Annotated in this window: 14 protein-coding genes and 1 pseudogene; 13 read left to right on the top strand and 2 right to left on the bottom strand. The window is 59.9% G+C overall.

All coding sequences use genetic code 11. From position 1 onward, the window contains the following. The first annotated feature begins 72 nt into the window (after positions 1-72). The 5 genes from xylG to APH41_RS24905 all read left to right on the top strand — a co-directional run bounded on the left by xylG (position 73) and on the right by APH41_RS24905 (position 5,796). On the top strand, positions 73-1,617 hold the full coding sequence (xylG, locus tag APH41_RS24925; protein ID WP_054895677.1) for a D-xylose ABC transporter ATP-binding protein: 1,545 nt from the start codon (positions 73-75) through the stop codon (positions 1,615-1,617). Continuing rightward, positions 1,618-2,754: a sugar ABC transporter permease gene (locus tag APH41_RS24920; RefSeq protein ID WP_054895678.1), complete on the top strand. Its 1,137-nt coding sequence runs from the start codon at positions 1,618-1,620 to the stop codon at positions 2,752-2,754. 223 nt (positions 2,755-2,977) lie between these two features. After that, the gene (locus tag APH41_RS24915) at positions 2,978-3,919 is read left to right on the top strand and encodes an ornithine cyclodeaminase family protein (protein WP_054895679.1); all 942 of its coding nucleotides are present in this window, start codon (positions 2,978-2,980) and stop codon (positions 3,917-3,919) included. A gap of 117 nt (positions 3,920-4,036) precedes the next feature. After that, complete coding sequence (locus APH41_RS24910) at positions 4,037-5,170, top strand: FAD-binding oxidoreductase (protein ID WP_054895680.1); 1,134 nt, start codon at positions 4,037-4,039, stop codon at positions 5,168-5,170. Beyond that, on the top strand, positions 5,170-5,796 hold the full coding sequence (locus APH41_RS24905) for a transcriptional regulator (RefSeq protein ID WP_054895681.1): 627 nt from the start codon (positions 5,170-5,172) through the stop codon (positions 5,794-5,796). The genes APH41_RS24910 and APH41_RS24905 overlap by 1 nt, the downstream gene beginning before the upstream one ends. A gap of 155 nt (positions 5,797-5,951) precedes the next feature. On the opposite strand, the gene APH41_RS24900 is transcribed toward APH41_RS24905, so the two are convergent. After that, entirely contained in the window at positions 5,952-6,728 is a 777-nt protein-coding gene (locus tag APH41_RS24900) for an ABC transporter substrate-binding protein (protein ID WP_054895682.1), read from the bottom strand. Between the two features lie 260 nt (positions 6,729-6,988). Here APH41_RS24900 and APH41_RS24895 point away from each other — a divergent pair, with 260 nt between their 5' ends. From APH41_RS24895 to APH41_RS24885, 3 genes are read left to right on the top strand one after another with little or no spacing between them, the layout of a single operon-like run. Continuing rightward, positions 6,989-8,182, top strand: a complete 1,194-nt coding sequence (locus APH41_RS24895) for a hypothetical protein (protein WP_054922105.1) — start codon at positions 6,989-6,991, stop codon at positions 8,180-8,182. Positions 8,183-8,225: 43 nt separating this feature from the next. Continuing rightward, on the top strand, positions 8,226-9,203 hold the full coding sequence (locus tag APH41_RS24890; protein ID WP_054922103.1) for a hypothetical protein: 978 nt from the start codon (positions 8,226-8,228) through the stop codon (positions 9,201-9,203). 42 nt (positions 9,204-9,245) lie between these two features. Then, positions 9,246-14,210 carry an RHS repeat-associated core domain-containing protein gene (locus APH41_RS24885; RefSeq protein ID WP_054895685.1) on the top strand — a complete coding sequence of 1,655 codons (4,965 nt, stop codon included), beginning with the start codon at positions 9,246-9,248 and terminating at the stop codon, positions 14,208-14,210. Positions 14,211-14,306: 96 nt separating this feature from the next. Here the strand turns inward: APH41_RS24885 and APH41_RS24880 are convergent, their stop codons facing one another. After that, entirely contained in the window at positions 14,307-15,806 is a 1,500-nt protein-coding gene (locus tag APH41_RS24880) for a CoA-acylating methylmalonate-semialdehyde dehydrogenase (RefSeq protein ID WP_054922101.1), read from the bottom strand. A 108-nt stretch (positions 15,807-15,914) separates the two neighbouring features. Between APH41_RS24880 and APH41_RS28940 the strand changes: the two genes are divergently transcribed. The 5 genes and pseudogenes from APH41_RS28940 to APH41_RS24855 all read left to right on the top strand — a co-directional run. Next, on the top strand, positions 15,915-16,844 hold the full coding sequence (locus tag APH41_RS28940; RefSeq protein WP_054895687.1) for a LysR family transcriptional regulator: 930 nt from the start codon (positions 15,915-15,917) through the stop codon (positions 16,842-16,844). A gap of 40 nt (positions 16,845-16,884) precedes the next feature. Then, positions 16,885-17,115, top strand: a pseudogene (locus APH41_RS28935) (ABC transporter ATP-binding protein); the annotation flags it as partial. A 757-nt stretch (positions 17,116-17,872) separates the two neighbouring features. Further along, positions 17,873-18,331 (top strand): (2Fe-2S)-binding protein, encoded by a 459-nt coding sequence (locus APH41_RS24865; RefSeq protein ID WP_014718046.1) that lies wholly within the window; start codon positions 17,873-17,875, stop codon positions 18,329-18,331. Further along, the gene (locus tag APH41_RS24860) at positions 18,331-20,568 is read left to right on the top strand and encodes a molybdopterin cofactor-binding domain-containing protein (protein ID WP_054895689.1); all 2,238 of its coding nucleotides are present in this window, start codon (positions 18,331-18,333) and stop codon (positions 20,566-20,568) included. The genes APH41_RS24865 and APH41_RS24860 overlap by 1 nt, the downstream gene beginning before the upstream one ends. Before the next feature lie 16 nt (positions 20,569-20,584). After that, on the top strand, positions 20,585-21,319 hold a 735-nt coding region (locus tag APH41_RS24855; protein ID WP_156359092.1), incomplete at its 3' end, for a cytochrome c.

The following is a 21,319-nucleotide window of genomic DNA, read 5'->3' as shown; positions in this document are numbered from 1 at the left end:
TGGGGGTTTTTCGCGAGCAAGCTCGCTCCTACAGTGACGGTGTTTCGTCGGCCTTTTGTGTGAGCCATTGCCATGTCGCATTACCTGCTGCAAATGAACGGCATCGTCAAAAGCTTTGGCGGTGTCAACGCTCTCAACGGCATAGACATCAAGGTCAAGCCTGGGGAATGCGTGGGCCTGTGCGGTGAAAACGGTGCGGGTAAATCCACCTTGATGAAGGTGCTGTCGGCGGTGTACCCGCACGGCACCTGGGAGGGGGAAATCCTCTGGGATGGGCAGCCGCTCAAGGCCCAGTCCATCCGCGAAACCGAGGCGGCCGGCATTGTCATCATTCATCAGGAACTGACCCTGGTGCCCGACCTGTCGGTGGCCGAGAACATTTTCATGGGCCACGAACTGACCCTGCCCGGTGGGCGCATGAACTACCCGGCGATGTTGCACCGCGCCGAGGCGTTGATGCGTGAACTCAAGGTGCCGGACATGAATGTGGCGCTGCCGGTGTCGCAGTACGGCGGCGGCTACCAGCAACTGGTGGAGATCGCCAAGGCCTTGAACAAACAGGCGCGCCTGTTGATTCTTGACGAGCCCTCCTCGGCCTTGACCCGTGGCGAAATCGAGGTGTTGCTGGACATTATCAAGGGCCTGAAGGCCAAGGGCGTGGCCTGCGTGTACATCTCCCACAAGCTCGATGAAGTGGCGGCGGTGTGCGACACCATTGCAGTAATTCGCGACGGCAGGCACATCGCAACCACCGCCATGGCAGACATGGACATCCCCCGGATCATCACGCAGATGGTCGGCCGCGAAATGAGCAACCTCTTCCCCATCGAGCACCATGAAGTGGGCGAGGTGATCTTCGAAGCGCGTAACGTCACCTGCTACGACGTCGATAACCCCAAGCGCAAGCGCGTCGACGACATCTCCTTCGTGCTCAGGCGCGGTGAAATCCTTGGCATCGCCGGCTTGGTGGGCGCCGGGCGCACGGAGTTGGTGTCGGCGCTGTTCGGCGCTTACCCCGGCCGCTACAGCGCCGAAGTATGGCTGGACGGCCAGGTGATCGACACGCGCACGCCGCTCAAGTCGATCCGCGCCGGGCTGTGCATGGTGCCCGAAGACCGCAAGCGCCAAGGCATCATTCCCGACCTGGGGGTAGGCCAGAACATTACCCTGGCGGTGCTCGACACCTACGCGCACATGACCCGCATCGACGCTGAGGCCGAACTGGGCAGCATCGACCAGCAGATCAGCCGCATGCACCTCAAGACCGCCAGCCCGTCGCTGCCGATCACCAACCTCTCAGGCGGCAACCAGCAAAAGGCCGTGCTGGCGAAAATGCTGATGACCCAGCCCAAGGTGCTGATCCTCGACGAACCCACACGCGGGGTGGACGTGGGCGCCAAGTACGAGATCTACAAATTGATGGGTGCGCTGGCCGCCGAAGGCGTGTCGATCATCATGGTCTCCTCAGAACTGGCCGAAGTGCTCGGCGTGTCCAACCGCGTGCTGGTGATTGGCGACGGCCAGTTGCGGGGGGATTTCATCAATGAAGGGCTCACCCAGGAACAGGTGCTCGCCGCCGCGCTCAGCCATAACCCTAATGATCGGAAGACCGCGTAGATGAATCAGGTCAAACACCTTTTTACCCGCTACAAGATGCTCGCGCTGGTGATCGCCGTGGCGTTCATCTGGTTGTTTTTCAGTTGGCAGACCGAGGGCGGTTTTCTCACCCCGCGCAACCTCTCCAACCTGCTGCGGCAGATGTCGATCAGCGGGATATTGGCCTGCGGCATGGTGCTGGTGATTATCAGCGGCGAGATCGACTTGTCGGTGGGCTCGTTGCTCGGACTGTTGGGCGGGCTGGCGGCGATTCTGGATGTGGTCTATCACGTGCCGCTATTGGCCAACCTGAGCCTGGTGGCGCTGTGCGGCTTGATGATCGGCCTGGCCAACGGCTACATGACCGCTTACCTGCGCATTCCCTCGTTCATCGTCGGCCTGGGCGGAATGTTGGCGTTTCGCGGGATTCTGCTGGGGATTACCGGCGGCACCACTATTGCGCCGGTGTCGCCGTCGCTGGTGTATGTGGGCCAGGGGTATTTGCCCCACAGTGTGGGCGCTGGGCTTGGCGTACTGCTGTTCGCACTGACGCTGTTCCTGACCTGGAAGCAGCGGCGCAACCGCGCACTGCATGGCTTGGCCGCGCACGCTTTGGTGCGCGACGTGTTACGTGTGGTATTGATCGGCGCGGTGCTCGCCGGGTTCGTCACCACCCTCAACAGCTACGACGGTATCCCCGTGCCGGTTCTGCTGTTGCTGGTGCTGCTCGGCGTATTCAGCTACGTCACCAGCCAGACCGTATTCGGCCGCCGCGTGTATGCGGTAGGCAGCAATATGGAAGCCACACGGCTATCCGGCATCAACGTGCAAGCAGTGAAACTGTGGATCTTCGGCATCATGGGGGTGATGTGCGCGCTGGCCGGCCTGGTCAACACCGCGCGCCTTGCTGCGGGTTCACCCTCGGCGGGCAACATGGGCGAACTCGATGCCATCGCGGCCTGTTTTATCGGCGGCACGTCGATGCGCGGCGGCTCGGGCACCGTCTATGGCGCGTTGCTTGGCGCGTTGGTGATTACAAGTTTGGACAACGGCATGTCGATGCTCGATGTGGACAGCTACTGGCAGATGATTGTGAAGGGCAGCATTCTGGTGCTGGCGGTGTGGGTGGATGTGAGTACGCGCTCGGGCAGGCGATAACTCGTCCGCCAGCACACCACCGATCACCTGTGGGAGCTGGCTTGCCTGCGATGGCGGCGGGTCAGTCACCTGATGGACCGACTGACACACCGCTATCGCAGGCAAGCCAGCTCCCACATCTGATCCTCATGGCTCCCCCACATTGATCTCATTTTTCCCTCAGGTCATTGCGGATAAAAACTAAAAGTCCATAATGGACAAATTAGTTTATCCGGAGAACCCCATGTCCACGACGCCCCTCGTCATCGACCAGGCCCAGGCCCGTACTTTATTGGCTCAAGTCGATGTACCCGCGATCCTGCGCAAACTGTTCCGCGACCTCGCCGCCGGGCAAGCGGTACAGCCGGCGCAACAGCTGGTGGAATTTCCTCAAGGCGCCGGGGATTTCATCAACTACCTGGGCGTACTGGCCGGAGACGGCGTGTACGGGGTCAAGACCTCCCCCTATATCGTGCGTGATCAGGGCCCTTTGGTGACGGCCTGGACCTTATTGATGTCGATGCACAGCGGCCAGCCATTGCTGTTGTGCGATGCCGCTGAATTGACCACTGCACGCACCGCCGCCGCCACGGCTTTGGCAGTGGATGCGCTGGCACCGGCGGCGGCGCAACGCCTGGCGATCATCGGCAGCGGCAAGGTCGCCCAGGCGCACCTGCGTTATGTGCAGAACCTGCGCGACTGGCAGCAGATCCGCCTGTACTCGCCAAGCCTGGGCAGCGCCAGCGCCGAGACGCGTGCGCAGTTGACCAGCCTGGACCCGCGCCTGAGCCTCGTCTCAAGTTGTGAGGCCGCCCTGGAAGACGCGGATGTGATCCTGCTGTGCACCTCGTCCGCCGGGCCGGTCATCGACCCCTCGCGCCTGAGCAAACCCGCGCTGATTACCTCCATCAGCACCAATGCGCCACGTGCCCATGAAGTACCGCCACATTGCCTCAACCAGATGCACGTGTTCTGCGACTACCGCCAGACCACTCCGGATTCGGCCGGTGAGATGCTGATCGCCAGCGAACAGCACGGCTGGGACAAACGCACGATTGCCGGCGACCTGCCCGAGTTGTTCAGCGACATGGCCCAGCGCCCCGACTACGATCGTCACGTCTTTTTTCGCTCCATCGGCCTGGGCCTGGAAGACATCGCCCTGGCCAATGCCCTGTATCGACTGTAGGAGCGAGCTTGCTCGCCAAGACCTCACAGGCACTGCGGTCACACAGAATCGGCGCGTTATCGTCAACGTTTTTCGCGAGCACGCACGCGCCTACAATGCTTATTTCAGGAGATCTCCATGAGCCAGGCAGACTTCATCATTATCGGCGGCGGCATTGCCGGCGCGTCCACCGGGTTCTGGTTGTCGCAGCACGGCAAGGTCCTGGTGCTGGAGCGTGAAAACCACCCGGCCTATCACTCCACCGGGCGTTCGGCAGCGCTCTACACCGCCGCGTACGGCACACCGCAAGTACGCGCGCTGACCTTGGCCAGCCGGACCTTCTTCGACCAGCCACCCGCAGGCTTCTGCGAACATCCCCTGCTGACGCCCCGGGGCGAAATGACCGTTGATTTCAACGGTGACCCGGCCGAACTAGACAGCCAGTACCTGAGCGCCAAGGCGACCGTAGAGCAGGTGCAGCGCCTGACGGTCGATGAAGCCTGTGCACGCTTGCCGATCCTGCGCCGTGAAAAAGTCCACGGGGCAATCTACGACCCTACCGCCTGTGACATCGACACCGACGCCCTGCATCAAGGCTACCTGCGCGGTATCCGCCGCAACCAGGGCGAAGTGCGCACCGACAGCCATGTGCTGGGCTTGAGCCGCGACGCCGACGGCCTGTGGCAGGTGCGCACCCAGGATGCGACCTTCACCGCGCCGGTCATCATCAACGCCGCCGGTGCCTGGGCCGACCATATCGGCGGGCTGGCGGGCGCAGCGTCCATCGGCTTGCAGCCCAAGCGCCGCTCGGCCTTTGTCTTTGCCGGCCCCGAGGGCATGGACAGCCACGACTGGCCGATGCTGGTAGCCCTCGACGAAGCGTTCTACATGAAACCGGATGCCGGCATGTTCCTCGGCTCACCGGCCAACGCCGACCCGGTAGAACCCCAGGATGTGCAACCCGAAGAGCTGGATATTGCCATGGGCATTTACCAGATTGAGGAAGCCACCACCCTGACCATCCGCCGCCCCACGCGCACCTGGGCCGGGCTGCGCAGTTTTGTGCAGGACGGTGATTTGCTGTCGGGCTTTGACCCGCAAGTACCGGGGCTGTTCTGGGTGGCAGCGCAAGGCGGCTATGGTATCCAGACCTCACCCGCCATGGGCCAGGCAAGCGCCGCTCTGGTGCGCGGCGAACCGCTGCCGGAGGCACTGACCCGGTTCGGCCTGGACGCTGGTATGCTCTCCCCGGTCCGCCTGGAGCCCCATTGATGAACACCGCTGAACAAGACAAGGTCATGCAGAACTTTCGCGCGATCGCCGATGCAATCGCCACGTTGTTCTTTCCCCATGCAGAAGTGGTGCTGCATGACCTGCGCACGCAAACCGTGGATTACATCGCCAATAACCTGTCCAAACGCAGCCTGGGTGACGACTCGTCCCTAGAGGACATGCTCGACGGTGACGTCAGGGAGGTGAATATCGGCCCTTACGAAAAGCTCAACTGGGATGGCCAGAAAATCCGCAGCCTGAGCACCGTGCTGCACGACCACAAAGGGCGCAGGCTGGCTGTGTTGTGCATCAACCTGAATATTTCAATGTTCGAAACAGCCAAGGCGGCGCTGGATTTATTCCTGTCGCCAAGCAAGCTGATCGCACAGCCGGACGCGCTGTTCCGTGATGACTGGCAGGAGCGTATCAACACCTTCCTGCATGCCTGGCTGCGCGAGCGTCAGTTGAGCCTGAACCTGTTGACCCGCGACCACAAACGCGAACTGGTGCTGGCGCTGCATGCCGAAGGCGCATTCAAGGGCAAGAGCGCCTCCAACTATGTGGCCAATGTGCTGGGCATGGGGCGAGCGACGGTCTACAAGCACTTGAAGGAACTCAAGGGTTGAGCCCTTTCTGACCACGGCGCCGATTCCCTGTGGGAGCTGTCGAGCCCCGGCGAGGCTGCGAAGGGGCCGGCAAGGTCAACATTTGCATCACCTGACCCATCGCTTTCGCAGCCTCGCTAAAGCTCGACAGCTCCCACATTGACCGCGTCTTTGCATCAGTCGCCGTAGATATCGGCCTTGAAGTACTGCTGTGAAATCTTCTGGTATTCGCCGCTGGCGCGAATGCCGTCGATGGCCGCATTCAATTCGCTGACCAACTCGCCATTGCCCTTGCGTACTGCGATGCCAGCCCCCTCACCCACGTATTTCGGGTCTTTGAGCTCCGGGCCGACAAAGGCATAACCCTGCCCGCGCGGCATCGACAGGAAGTCGCTTAGGGGAATGGTGTCGGCAAAGATCGCATCCAGGCGCCCCGCTGCCAGGTCCATGTAGATTTCTTCGTTATTGCTGTAGCGCTTGACGTTGATGCCCTTGGGCTCGAACACCTCGGTGGCATACCGGTCGGTGGTGGTGGCGCGCTGTACACCGACGTTCTTGCCCTTGAGGCTGGCGTACTGGTCATCCACCACGGCGCCGTCCTTCATCACCAGACGCGACGAGGTGAAGTAGTACTTGTGGGTGAAATCCACCGACTTCTTGCGGTCTTCGTTGATGGTCATGGACGACAACGCCATGTCGATCTTCTTGACCTTGAGGGACGGAATCAGCCCGTCGAACTCCCCTTCGATCCACACGCACTTGACCTTCATTTGCGCACACAGGGCGTTGCCGATGTCGTAGTCGAACCCCACGATCTTGCCGTCACCGGTTTTGGAGGCGAACGGTGGGTAAGCGGCCTCAATGCCAATACGCAGGGTTTTCTCGGCGGCCGGCAGGTGGCTGGCGGCAAACAGGCTCAGGGCCAGGGCGGGAAGGAGATGGCGTTTCTTCATGGAGGGGTTCTCGCAAGTTGTTGTTGGTTTGGCAAGAATGTCAAAACGGAAGATCATACATACTACAAAATCTATACTGGACTTTATCGTACTTTAAATCAACAGGACGTTTGACACGCAGAGCAGCCGACTCTCGCAAGCCATGCGCATATACCACTCGTCGCGACTGTCAATATTGACAGGTAGACGCTGCACCCCCTCTCCGATCTGATTGGGCTTGGTGATGAACCTTAAGTCAGTTGGAATTGGATGATTAAATCATGAGCGATACTCCGTTAACTGAAATCGACATGCCTGGCGGCGGATACCCAATGAACGCAGGTTCCGCAAGGACCATCAGCTACTTGCTGCTTGAACAGCAGCAGTTTCAAGGAAGAGAAAATGCTACCGCCCGGCTTTATAACAACCGGCGCCAGGTTTCCGAATTTTTGATTACGCTGGAGGCGCGAGATGAACATGGACAAGTGACCGTCGTACCCGATGGAACAACGGTCGAAATCATTCCGTTCATCGCCCTGCGAGGTCGCTGGCCTGCAAAAACCGGCCCGCATGAAAAAGGCTATTTACCGTTTGATGAAAGTTTCACTGTTCAAGAAATTGACTCATCACCCCCTCCGCAATCCTACAGGCCGGAAAGCGTGGCGCCGAGTCAGTTCTTGCCTGCGCCAAAACCGGAACCGCTCACTCTTTACTCTCCGGACGGTACACAAACCCAACGAAAAGTATTTAAACGATACTTGACCAATGACGCAAACCCCGGGGGCATAGTAGACCGATTCGCCGTACGTGTCCGTTTACCCGGTACGAGCGTTGATTACACCAGCCATAACGAGGATGTGTCTTATGGCGGCGCCGGGCAGAATGGTCGTTTCTACAGTTCCGTCTATCTTAGGTCAGTAACGCAGAACTATTACACTGCGGGAAATGGCGGCTTGGTAGAAGCAATCGAACAAGTGCGTTATCACAGCCAGTATTGGTATACCTACAACCATTACATCGGATTTAACTTGCCCGGCACCGCAAGGGCCATTGCGATTAAACACGTTGAACATGACGATGAATGGTTTACTTGGAACATATACGATCTCCGTCATGGTTCTGGAAAGGCCTACTTCTCCCTCCTGGTCGGCGTCCGCGAACCCGACAAGCCGAACTTTCTCTGGTATGCCTACCCTTCGAACTGGAATAACCAAGCTGGTCAATGGCTGAGAGAAAATGGTTACTTCAAGCCAAGCACCGATAGGTTGGTATTCGTGGTTTCAGGCGTGGTGCCAACAAGTAACAGCCTTGTTAGAAATTCTTCTAAAGAATTTACCACTTTTGACGCTTTTGGTAACTCGCAACGATTTAAAACAAGTGTGGCGTTATTAGATCCAGAAAATGACAGCACGAGATACAGTCTTCGCATAGAGGAAGCGCCGGTCAACATCTTTCAGGACTCCTCCGAAACGTGAATACCACGTCATTTCAGTAGCCCATACACTCACGGTGAATAGCATGACTGAACAAACCCTCCGCGCCTCCAATAATTGGCTGAGCCGATTCGAAATAAGTTTGACCAGTTTGTCGGCGCTGCTCTATCCCAACGCCCGTCAACAAGTATTGGTGACATTGATCATTGCTCCCAGAACAGGCCAGACCATTTCTGACGATGAATTAGAGAGCTTGTGTATTACCACCCGTAAAAACGAACTCTTCCCAATATTACCCGGAGGTGACGACGGCAGTGAATGGTTCTATTCCCAAACGAAAAATCAGTACCTGCCTTATCCAGCGAGCGCTGTCAGCCCACCGCCTACTCAAAAAGAGCCTGAGAATGTCAATTTCTTTCAAAAAGATTTTTATATCCTGAGCCGTGCTCCCACGGGGGCATCGGTCCGATTGTATGCACAAATCACCCAGCACACCGCGCAAGGGCCTGTTACTTACAACACCGCAATAGATGCTACGTTCAAATCGTATGTCGACCTTAGAACGGCAGAAATTCCGCACTTTAGTATCCCTGACAACTACACGTTCAATCGAGACTTGGTCGCGGGCAACCCCAACAGCGATTTATTCACCTGGGAGTACCAACTCGCTGGAAAGAATGTGCAGATGCCCGTGGTCGAATTACTCTCGGTAACAAGTATGAGCCCCATGGGAATGATTCAATGGGTTGACCGCGACAACACGGTCACGCGGGCCTCCCATGTCGGATACGCCGCACCGGGCGAGCCCAACGTCAATTACAACACAGCGATTAAACTCGGCTCGGAGTTTTCCCCTGCCACTACGGTTGCGCGTCCAAGAAGAGGGCATGTGACTGTGGTGCTGCAGGGCGGCAACAATATTCCCTACCACAGTGAAAGTGCGATCAATCAAGGCGGCCCTTGTCAGCTGCGCGCCATCGACACGTACGGCAATGAGCACCTATTGAATATTGCATTCAAAGACCGAACGCCGACTGGCCGCTTGGAGTTGGTGTTGTTGTGATTTTCCCTCACAGGTCTCCTCTCATCATCAGGAGTTTCGGGCATGGACAGCGCTTCTTCAATCCACTTGAAAACAGGCGGTCTTTACACACAGGCCGGTAATTTCCTGAGTCACGTCAGCAACGGCGTCGATGCTCGCACCGGCCAGCTCACTCTCCACATCGCCCTGCCGGAACTCCAGGCCAATCATCAGTCCGGCCCTTCCGTGTCGTTCAGGTTGCTGTTCAGCCCACTGTCGTCCCACACAGATTTTGGATTCGGGCGTGGCTGGATGCTGGCAATGTCTGAACTGGACTTGCCCGCCGGGCGCTTGCAGTTGACGACGGGAGAAAGCTTCAGCCTCGATCGTCAAGCGACGACATTCGTCGACCAAGGTCAATTGGTATTCATCGACCAGAAGCTATTGAATTTCCGCGTGATTCAGGAAGGACCGGACGGCCGCCGCTTTCGCGTCGAGTACAAAGATGGCGAAACCCAGTGGCTGGTCGTTCAGGGCGACAGCGGCTTGGCCCTGCCCCAGGAAATACGCTCTGCTGAAGGGCGCCAGGTATTTCTGGACTGGTTGCCCCATGGCAGTGGGCGTTATGTCCTCGCTGAAATTCGCGATGAACAGCGCGCGGTGCTGCGAGTTGTTCGGGACACCATCGACGAGTTCCAGATTCAACTTTTTCCAGACGATGCCGCCAAAAGTGTCTACAGGCTACACCTGAGCGGCGACCAACTCAGCACACTGATCCTGCCGGACAACGACAGCCGCTGGACCTTCAGTTATGACGAGCACGACGGATTGCTGTTTCCCGTCAGACTGACTGGCCCCTTGGGCAGCGAGGATGAGGTGTGGTATGCCACCGGTACCGAGGGCCACCAACTTCCACCCGGCGCGCCTTTATCCTCGCTGCCCCGCGTGACAGCGCATCGGCATGATCCTGGGGCGGGTCAACCTGCGAACTCGCGAACCTATACATGGGTGGGCAGCACCAACTTCCTCGGTAACGGCGCCGACCTGCCAGGAGGCTGGCGTGATGGAGAAGACAATCTCTATCGCACCGAGTCGTATAGCTATACATGCCTGGAGACGTTGCACAGCGACACCGGGCTAGTGCTGTCAGAAACCGAGCGGACCTGGAACCGATTCCATCTGCTGACACGAGAGCGTGTGCAGCGCAACGGCAAGACAGTGACGACAACCACCGACTATGGTGAGGATCCGACGCTGGGCTGGGAGGCTCAGCCAGCCTGGTGTCAGCTACCCACTCAAGTCACCAAGCGCTACGAAGACGCGCAAGATGCGCGCGAAGAGACCTCTCAAACAACCTACGACAATTACGGTAATACCCTTGAACAGCGCCATGCCGATGGCCGAGTGGAGCAGTGGGTTTATTACCCGTTGGGTGGCACGCAGGATGTTGCCGACACGGAAATGTTTGTCCGCTGGATACAACACCATATCGTGACGCCCGCATCCGTAAACTCTGGCGGAACGGGCGGCGCGCCGATAACGCAAACGCACTACCGATATGAACAGCTGCCGCGACGCCAATCGGATGATCACTTGCAGTGGGTCGTCGTGTCGGAAGAGGCGTTTAGCGTCACCGCAGATGGCCTGGTTCTGATCGGTCACACCACCCAGCGTTATGACACCGTCGTCGACAGTCCTTTCTTCGCCCAGGTGACTCAATCACAGACGCAGATTCAAGGACTCATCACCACCACCGATTACCATCGGACTCTGACCGCCACCGCACTGACGACCCACATTAGGGTTACCGGCCATGACGGTAGCTATACATCAACCGAACACGTCACCCGGGACAGTCTTTTGGGGTTGACGCTAAGCAATCGCGAAGAGGGTTTGGAAACCCTTTATGAATATGACGCCCTGGGTCGTGTCATTCGCAGCACGGTAGCACCCGGCACTGAGTTCGAAGCCAGCGCCACGTGTCGCTATGTGCTCGCGGGCCGCTATCGCCAACACGCCGTCATGGCAGAAGAAACCGATCTGGCAGGCCAGCAAAGACGTATCTATCTCGATGGCGCCGGGCGCCGAGTGCGCGAGGAGCGGCGTGACGACCTGATCACCGGCCAGGTCTTTCGGGAAACCTGGCGAGGCGTTTATAACGTCGAAGGACAGTTGTTACAAGAGACCACTCAGGACTGGTTTGCCGGAAGGGAACAGTCGTTGAGTCTCACCACCAGTTATGAGTTCGATGACTGGGGCCAAGTGAGCACGATCAGATACCCGGACGGCACGCTCGAGCACACTCAAGCCAACCCCATCACACTGACAAGCGACATTTGGCGAGAAAGCCGGGACGGCCTGGTGACTGCGAAAACCCGGATAGTACGCGGCAGTGCCGGCGAGGTGCTCAGCATGACGTCGCTTGCTCGCAACGATGAAATACTGCGCAGTGAAACCTGGACCCACGACGGGCTTCATCGTCCCTTGTCCCATACGGTCAACGTGCCGGGCGAGACCAGTGTGCAGACGCAGACGCACTACGATGTATATGGACGTATTACCCGCCGTCGGTTGCAAGACGGCAGCGAGGTTGAGTGGGCATTCGCCCCGCATAGCGATGCGGATCATCCGGTTAGCATTACGTTGAAACCCATCGGCCTCACACCCTTGCCACTAGGCAAGCAGACCTATGATGGCATCGGTCGTCCAGTCAGCCGCACCATCGGTAGCCGCAAGGAATGTCTCAACTATAACGAGGGTCAGAAGCTACCCGCCTCTCGAACCAGCAGCAGTGGTCGTTCCATGGCATATGCCTATGAACCGATGCTTGAAAATCAATTGACCCGACTGTCGCCCGGCGATAGTCAGGACAGCACTTTTCAATACGACTTCAAGTCCGGCCAGATAACACAAGCACAGAGCCCCTTCGGCACATTGACTTGGCAGTACTCCAATAACGGGCGCTTATTGTCCGAACAGTTGTGCCTGGACGGTCAAGTGCATAGCACGGATTGGACGCACTCATTGGAGGGACGGCACGTGTCGTTTACGGATTCCAACGGCGCAGAACACCAAACGTTCTATGACGTTTACGGCCGTCCGGAGCGCCAGGTGCTGGGAGCTGTTGAACTGCAAATTACCTACGACACATTCGGCCGCGTCAGCCAATACATCACACAAGGTCCTACCCAGTCTCTCAAACAGATCCTCCACTATGATGAGTTTGAACGGGAAGTTTCACGTACCTGGGTCGGCGATAACCATCGTCAACTGACCCAGACTTTGACGTGGACAGGGCGCGACCAACTGGCGAGCCGCCGTTGGCAGGAAGAAAACCACCTGCTGAGCGAAGAGGTATTTCAATATGACGCGCGTGCAAGGCTGGTAGAAGTATCGGTGACTGGCCCTGAGGGCCCCGAAGATCCGCGCACCGGCCAGCCTATAAGCCAGCAAACGTTCACGTTTAACGCCCTGGACGGCTACGAACAAGTCACCACGACCTATACGGACGGCAATTGCGATGTCATGGTGTTCACCTACGACTGCGCCGCCCCCGACCGCCCCATTACCATCACACATACCTACCCTGCCCCCCAGACACTGACGTTGGAGTACGACGCCGATGGGCGTCTGGTACGCGACGGTCTTGGCCGCGAGCTGAAATGGGACGCAGAGGGGCGACTCAGCGCAGTGATCAGCGGCAACGGTCAATACGATTATCAATACGACCCGCTGGGCAGAGCCACGCAAACTACACAGAATGGGGTTAAGACGCTCTGGTTCTATCAGGGTGATCGGCTGATCAGTACACGCGGCTCCCGGTCGGACGACGCATTATCGTTACTACGCGACGACACCTTCGTGTTTGCCCAGAATACGATGGCCCAGGCTGTACGCGAGGTCTTGCTGACAGGCTGCGATGGTCAAGGCACGGTGCAGGTTGAAAACGATCAGCAGATCCGCCGCGTGCGCTACACCGCCCATGGGGCGGACATGGGCAGCGGAAAAAGCCGCCTAGGCTACGCCGGAGAGCCCCGTGGACTGGTAGAAGGTGGCTATTTGCTGGGCAGCTATCGACCCTACGACCCTCACCTTATGATGTTCTTGGCACCCGACAATGAAAGTCCATTCGGTAGGGGTGGACTCAACCGTTACGCCTATTGCGCCGGTGACCCGCTCAACCGAGTCGACCCGGATGGGCATAGCTTCTGGAAATGGTTCTTGGCTGGCGCAGGGTTGTTGATAGGCGTACTAGCGACGGCCGCCTCATTCGGAACAGCGGCGCCCGTCGTTGCCGGAGTAATGGCGGGTGGGCTGGCGGCACTCACGACAAGTGGCGCATTGGCGGTAACGTCAATGGCACTGGGAGTGGTAGCGACCACCACCGGTGTCGCTTCGTTTCTACTGGAGGCTTCGGGTAATTCCGAAGCCGCGTCCATACTGGGTGCACTGTCCTTTGCCACAGGAATAGCCTCAGGCGTCACCGCATTGGCGCCTCTCGCCTGGAAAGCCGCAGCGAAACTGGGTCAATTTGTGGGTCGTTGGCAGCAAAACCTGCAGTCAGCAGGAGGGGTACCCAGGTTGGAAGTGCAAGGAGGAGCGCTGAGGGGCGGACCGAATGCTACCTTGAGCGGCATGCCGGAACATGTGCTGGAAAATATTTTCAATCAATTGCCCGGCAGAGCCTTGGCCAACTTGTCTGCTACTTCACGCCAAATGAATCAGGCAGTGGTCACTCACTCTCGCCCTGCACTACACGCCTTACCGGTAGCACCAGAACGTGCTCCCAACTATATCAGTGCGGTGAGGCGAATCTGGGCCGGGAACGAGCCCGGTGTTTTACCATCAAGTCTTCGTCGGCAGGGCATCAATCCTCGAGCTGTCCTCGAGGCAGTTGCGCCTACCCCTGATGAAATCAGAAACGGGTACCTTTCTGCGGGACAGATTCGTGACATGCTTTACTTAGATATTCTTGACAGACAAAGTTCGTGGTACTTGATCGAGCGTACCGCACGCCAGCAATCAGGAGGGCGACGTTACAGCCTATGACCAATGGTAAGGCTAGGCTGTAACATCTTGCCTGCTTGTGCAAGGAGCGCCCGGAAACGGGCGCCAAGGTAAATTTCAGTAATTTGGCTGTACCGATTATCTCGACACCGGCATCGCAAACTCCGCGCCCTGCTCGATGCTCTCCGACCAGCGCTGCATGATCGACTTCTGCTTGGTGTAAAAACGTACACCCTCGGTGCCGTAGGCATGCATGTCGCCGAACAGGCTCTTCTTCCAGCCACCAAACCCGTGCCAGGCCATAGGCACCGGGATCGGCACATTGATACCGACCATGCCCACTTCGATGCGCCGCGCAAACTCACGAGCAATGTTGCCATCGCGGGTGAAGCAGCTGACGCCGTTGCCGAACTCGTGGTCGTTGACCAGCTTCACTGCCTCGGCAAAATCGTTGACCCGTACACAGGCCAGCACCGGGCCGAAGATTTCTTCGCGGTAGATGCTCATGTCCTGGGTTACGTGGTCGAACAAGGTCGCGCCGAGCCAGAAGCCATTTTCCAGGCCGGGTTCGGTGGGGACGTAGTCACGGCCATCGAGCAGCAACTGCGCGCCCGCTTGTACACCCTGCTCAATGTAGCCACTAATGCGTTCCAGCGCGGCCCGCGACACGATCGGGCCCATCTCGGCTTTGAGATAGCGGCCATCGGTGATGCGCAGCAATTTGGCGCGTTCGGTCAAGGCGGCAATGACTTTGTCACCCACGTCGCCTACCAGCACCGCCACCGAGATCGCCATGCAGCGCTCGCCGGCACTGCCGTAGGCGGCGCCCATCAGCGCGTCCACGGTGCGTTCGATATCGGCGTCGGGCATCACCACCATATGGTTTTTCGCCCCGCCCAGGCCTTGCACGCGCTTGCCGTTGCGGGCGCCGCTCTCGTAGATGTACTGGGCAATCGGCGTGGAGCCGACGAAGCTCACGGCCTTGACGTCCGGGTGTTCGATCAGCGCGTCCACCGACTCTTTATCCCCCTGCACCACGTTGAACACACCTTTGGGCAGGCCGGCTTCATGCAGCAGCTCGGCCATGAACAGCGACGCGCTTGGGTCAGTCGGGCTGGGCTTGAGGATAAAGGTGTTACCCGCCGCAATGGCGATGGGGTACATCCACATCGGTACCATCACCGGGAAGTTGAACGGCGTCACGCCGGCGACCACGCCCAACGGCTGGCGCATCGTCCAGTTGTCCATGCCACGGGAGACCTGGTCGGAGTGTTCGCCCTTGAGCAGGTTGGGAATGCCGCAGGCAAATTCGAGAATGTCGATGCCACGGTCGACTTCGCCCTGGGCATCGGTGAACACCTTGCCGTGCTCGGCGACGATGATGCGCGCCAGGTCGTCCTTGCGTTCGCGCAGCAGATGCAGGTACTCGAACAACACGCGGGCGCGACGGATCGGCGGGGTGTCGGCCCAGCCGGCAAACGCGGCCTGGGCGGCGGCGACGGCTTCGGCCACGGTCTGGCGGCTGGCCAGGGCCACACGGGCGGTGACTTCACCGGTGGCCGGGTTGTAGACGTCCTGATAACGGTCATCGCGGCTGACGCGCTGGTCGTTGATGTAGTGCTCGATGGTTGCAGTCATGGCAGTCGATCCAGGTGGGTAGCGTTGGTCCACACGATATGCTTTCACTTTGTTCCGAACCAGAGCAGAATCCAGAACTTATTGTCCTTATATGCGAACAATACACCCATGGAAAAGGCTGAGATCGAAGGGCTGTGGACCCACATTCACTGGCTGTCAGTGCTGGAGGAACAAGGCACCTACACCGCCGCCGCCGCGCGCCTGGGGGTGAGCAAGTCAGCGGTGAGCCAGCGCATTTCCGACCTGGAAAAGGCCACCGGCACGCGGCTGGTGACGCGCACCACCCGCAGCGTGCGGCTGACCGATGCAGGGCTGTCATTGGCCCGCGAAGTGCGCAGCGCCTATGCGCAGATCGCCCGCAGTTTTTCCTCGGTGCGCGACTCGGTCGGGGAAATACGCGGGCTGGTGCGCCTGACCGCCCCCGTGGCCTTCGCCCGGCAACAACTGGTGCCGCACCTGTCCGGCTTTTTGCAGCAGTACCCCCAGGTGCGTATTCAACTGGACGTCTCCGATGCCTTGAGCTCACTGGCCGCCGAGGGTTACGACCTGGCGGTGCGCCACGGCTTCCAGGTGCCCGAAACCCACGTGGCGTGGAAACTGTGCGACACCAACTCGGTACTGGTCGCCACCCATGATTACCTGCAACACCACGGTGAACCCCGCGAGCCGGGCGACCTGTCGGCCCACAACTGCCTGTTTTACCCACGCGGCACCGACCAGCCCGCCTGGACCTTCGAACGCGGCAGCCAACCCCTCGAGCGCCTCACCGTGCCCATCGCCGGCAGCTTCGCCACCAATAACAGCGAAGCCTTGCGCGACGCCGCACTCAACCACCTGGGCATCGCCCTGCTCCCGGACTTCAGCGCCCAGGCGGCGCTGGCGGCTGGCAAAGTGGTGCAGGTATTGAAGGACTGGACACTCAAAGGCGCGTTTGCCGATGAGATCTATCTGATACGGCCCTACTCGCCCCATGTGCCCAAGTCGGTGAGTGCGTTGGTCAGCTACCTGAAAGACAAGCTCTCGGGAGGGTTCCGCTAGGCTCAAGGATTAAAAATCCACCGTCGCCGACAGCTGCAAGGTACGCGACCCAGACGTACTGCTGATGGACGAACCCACCAGCGCCCTCGATAGACATCGCCAAGTACAAGTACTGGATTTCATGCGCACCCTGGCGCGCAAACGCGAGGTGATTGTGTTTATCGCACTGCATGATCTGAACCAGGCACTGCGCTTTGCCGACCAGGTACAGGCACCCATCGAGCGCTGCAGCCGCGGGCAGCCGCATATTCTGATTGATGGGATTGTGTGAATAGACCATGCGAAAGCATGGGTATCCACGATGCGAAGCGAGCCGCTCTTGATCTTGATCTGCTTGTGATCTTGATCTGGCTTTTGATCTTAGGCGCCCCGTTAAACCACGCTGGCCGAACGCAGGCTTGAATTCGTGGGTAACCCGGCAGGACGCCGGGTTAGCCGCCCCGCGCCATGGATGGCGCGTGGCGGCGGCCCACGGATTCAAGCCTGCGTTCGGGCACACCGAGCCTGGGCGAGGTGCCGAGTGGTGGGGCAAGAGCCCTTTGGTTACTTTGGGGCTCTTTTCCAAAGTGACCCGCCGTCAGGCGGAACCCTAAGTGGCCGTTACCACAGCAATGGATATGTACACAATCCAACTGTGTCGCCTGTCAGGCCGCCTTCGCGAGCAAGCCCGCTCCCACAGTTGGATCGTTGGGGTGTCAGGTAGATAGGCGTCGGCTGTCAGGGCGTCATCGCAGGCAAGCCAGCTCCCACAGAAGATCACGGCACATCAGTCAAAATCTCGGATCAGCCACTGCTTCTATCGCTCAATCCTCGCGAATACTTGCCTGATCCTCCGACTTATCGCCTACCGGGATAGATACCCCTTGCGCCGTGGTCTAGAGTCCAACCATGCGCGCGTGGCCAAGATGAAACCGGTTCTCAACCCCGCCGCCATAACCCGTCGCCCATGAGCGACACCAGGGCATGCCACCGCGCACGCCCCTGATAAGAAAAAGCACCACCAACCGATGATCAGCAGGTGAGCCCGCATGGAATTACGTATCAACCAAAAGGCCTATCAGGTCGATGCCGAAGCCGACACCCCGTTGTTGTGGGTGATCCGCGATAACCTGGGCATGACCGGCACCAAATACGGCTGCGGCCTGGCCCAGTGCGGCGCCTGTTCGGTGCTGGTGGACGGCAATGTGGTGCGCGCCTGCGTGACGCCTGTGGCGGGCGTGGTCGGTCGCGAGATCACCACCATCGAGGCCGTGGAGGCCGATGACGTGGGCAAGCGTGTGGTGGCGGCCTGGGTCGAACATCAAGTAGCGCAATGCGGTTACTGCCAGTCCGGGCAGGTGATGGCGGCCACCGCGCTGCTCAAACATACCCCCGCGCCGACCAAGGCGCAGATCGACGCGGCGATGGTGAACCTCTGCCGTTGCGGCACCTACAACGCGATCCATGCCGCCATGGATGCCTTGGCCGCCGGGAAGGAGACCGCCTGATGAACACCACCGAGATCATTCCCGGCGTTACCCTGGGCGAACCGATCAACCTGTCCCGTCGCCGCTTCCTGGCCAGCACCGCGGTGGGCGCGCTGGTGATCGGCTTCGGCTTGCCGCTGGGCACCTCCCGCGTGCAAGCCGCGACCGGCGCGGCCGCTGAGCGTGGAACCCAGGTACCCGCCTTCCTGGAGATTCGCCCAGACGGCAGCGTGCGCCTGCTCAGCCCCTTCATGGAAGGCGGCCAAGGTACCCACACCGCCATGGCGCAGATCGTCGGTGAAGAATTGGATGCCGACCCGGCCACGTTCATCGTCGAAGCGGCCCCGCCCGGCGAAGCCTACGTGGTGATGGAAAATGGCATGCGCATCACCGGCGGCAGCATGTCGGTGCGCATGAGCTACCCGACCATGCGGCGCCTCGGCGCCCTCGCCCGCGCGATGCTGATGCAGGCCGGCGCCGAGCAACTGCGCGTACCGCTCAGCGAGCTGACCACACAGCCCGGTCGCGTGGTGCACGCCGCTTCCGGTCGCTCCCTGGGCTACGGCGAATTGGCAGGTGCCGCCCTGGATATGCCGGTGCCCGACCCGGCCAGCATCACCCTGCGCGACCCGAGCCAGTTCCGCTGGATCGGCAAGCCGGTCAAGCGCCTGGATGCCTATGACAAATCCACCGGCAAGGCGCAGTACACCATCGACCTGAAAATCGACGGCATGCTCCATGCCGCCGTCCAGCATGCGCCACGCCTGGGCATGACCGTGGGCAGCCTGCGCAACCAGGCGCAGGTGCAAGCCATGAAAGGCGTGCATTCGGTTCACACCCTGCCCGGCGCCGTAGCTGTGGTAGCTGAACGTTGGTGGCATGCCAAGCGGGCCGTCGAAGCCATTCAGGTCGAATGGCTTGAAGCCGCCGCCGACTCCACCGTGCGGGCGATGCCAGCGGATTTCTCCAGCGACAAGTACCGCGACTTCCTCGCTGCCCAGCAAGGCCCGGCCCGCGATGACGAAAACGAAGGCGATGTGGCCGGTGCACTGGCCAGCGCCAAGACCCGCGTCGAAGCCACCTACCACAACCAGTACCTCAACCATGCCCAGTTGGAACCGCCTTCAGCCCTGGCACGCTTTAACCCCGACGGCACACTGGAGGTGTGGCTGCCTAATCAGGCGCCGGATATGTTCCGTGCCGACATTGCCAAGCGCACCGGTCTGAGCATTGAGCAAGTCACCCTGCACTCGCCGCTGCTGGGCGGCTTTTTCGGCCGGCATTTCCTGTATGACTCGGCAAATCCTTACCCGCAAGCCATCGCGTTGGCAAAGGCGGTGGGCCGGCCGATCAAGCTGATCTGGAGCCGTGAAGAAGAATTCGTGCGCGATGTATTGCGCCCGGTCGCCGTGGTCAAGTTCCGCGCCGCGCTGGATGACAAAGGCCTGCCCGTAGCCATCGAAGCGGTGAGCGCCACCGAAGGCCCCACCGAAGCCATCGCCGGCAAACAGGGCGACGCCATCGACCCTACTGCCCTGGAAGGGTTGTCGGGCAAGAGCTACGCGATACCCAACAAACGCATCGCGCAGATTTACGTCAAAGGCCCGGCCATGCTCGGTTATTGGCGCTCGGTGGGTAACTCGCTCAATGACTTTTTCTACGAAGCCTTCCTGGACGAACTGGCCGACAAAGGCGGCCATGATCCCTATGAACTGCGCCTGCACCTGCTGCGCGACAACCCGCGCCTGACCACCCTGCTGCAAGCGGCCGCCGAGCTGTCTGGCGGTTGGAAGCGTGGGCCCTACACCGCCGAAGACGGCACCCGCCGTGCACGCGGCGTAGCCATGGCCTCGCCGTTTGGCTCCCATGCAGCGGTGGTGGCCGAGGTGTCGATCGAGAACGGCCAGGTCAAGGTTCATCACATCTGGGAAGCGATTGACCCGGGCAGCATCGTCAACCCGGCGATTGTGCAAGCGCAAGTCAACGGTGCCGTGGCCTTGGGCCTGTCGCAAACCTTGTTGGAGGAAGCGGTATACGTGGATGGCAAGCCAAGGGCGCGCAACTACGACCTTTATCCGGTGCTGCCGCCTTCGCGTATGGCGCAGGTACACGTGAAGATCGTCGAAAGCGGAGAAAAAATGGGCGGTATCGGCGAACCGCCGTTGCCGGCTGTGGCCCCGGCCGTGGCGAATGCCGTGGCGCAGCTGACCGGCCAACGCATCCGCAGTCTGCCTTTGAGCCGTTACACCTTCAGCTAACCGACAGGGAATGCCCATGAATAACCGCCGATTCGCAAGAACCGCAGGGTGGCTGGTGCTGCCCTGCGTGGTCGCCGCCGGCCTGCTGGCCTGGTACGTCACCCGCGAGCCTGCCTCGCCTTTTGAACAGCAACAGGCCACGAGTTTCGACCCCGCCTTGGTCAGTCGCGGCGAATACGTCGCGCGAGTGAGTGACTGCGTGGCCTGCCATAGCCTGGCCGGCAAGCAGCCATTCGCTGGTGGCCTGGAAATGGCCACACCGCTGGGGGCGATCCACGCCACCAACATCACCCCCGACCGCGAGCATGGTATCGGCACCTATAGCCTGGCCGACTTCGACCGCGCCGTACGCCACGGCGTAGCACCGGGTGGGCGACGACTCTATCCGGCCATGCCCTACCCGTCTTATGTGAAGCTCAGCGACGATGACATCCAGGCGCTGTACGCGTTTTTCATGAAAGGCGTGCAACCGGCCAACCAGCCTAATATCCCCAGCGACATTCCCTGGCCGCTCAACCTGCGTTGGCCCATCGCCCTGTGGAACGGTGTGTTTGCACCGACCGCGACCTATGCCGCCAAGCCCGGCCAGGACGCACTGTGGAACCGGGGCGCCTATATCGTCCAAGGCCCCGGCCACTGCGGCAGTTGCCACACGCCACGAGGGCTGGCGTTCAACGAAAAGGCCCTGGACGAATCCGGCGCGCCGTTCCTGGCCGGTGCCCTGCTCGACGGCTGGTACGCCCCCAGCCTG

It is taken from the genome of Pseudomonas sp. NBRC 111138 (genome assembly GCF_001320835.1).
Lineage (GTDB): Bacteria > Pseudomonadota > Gammaproteobacteria > Pseudomonadales > Pseudomonadaceae > Aquipseudomonas > Aquipseudomonas paracarnis.
This window is presented reverse-complemented; position numbering and strand designations above follow the sequence as displayed.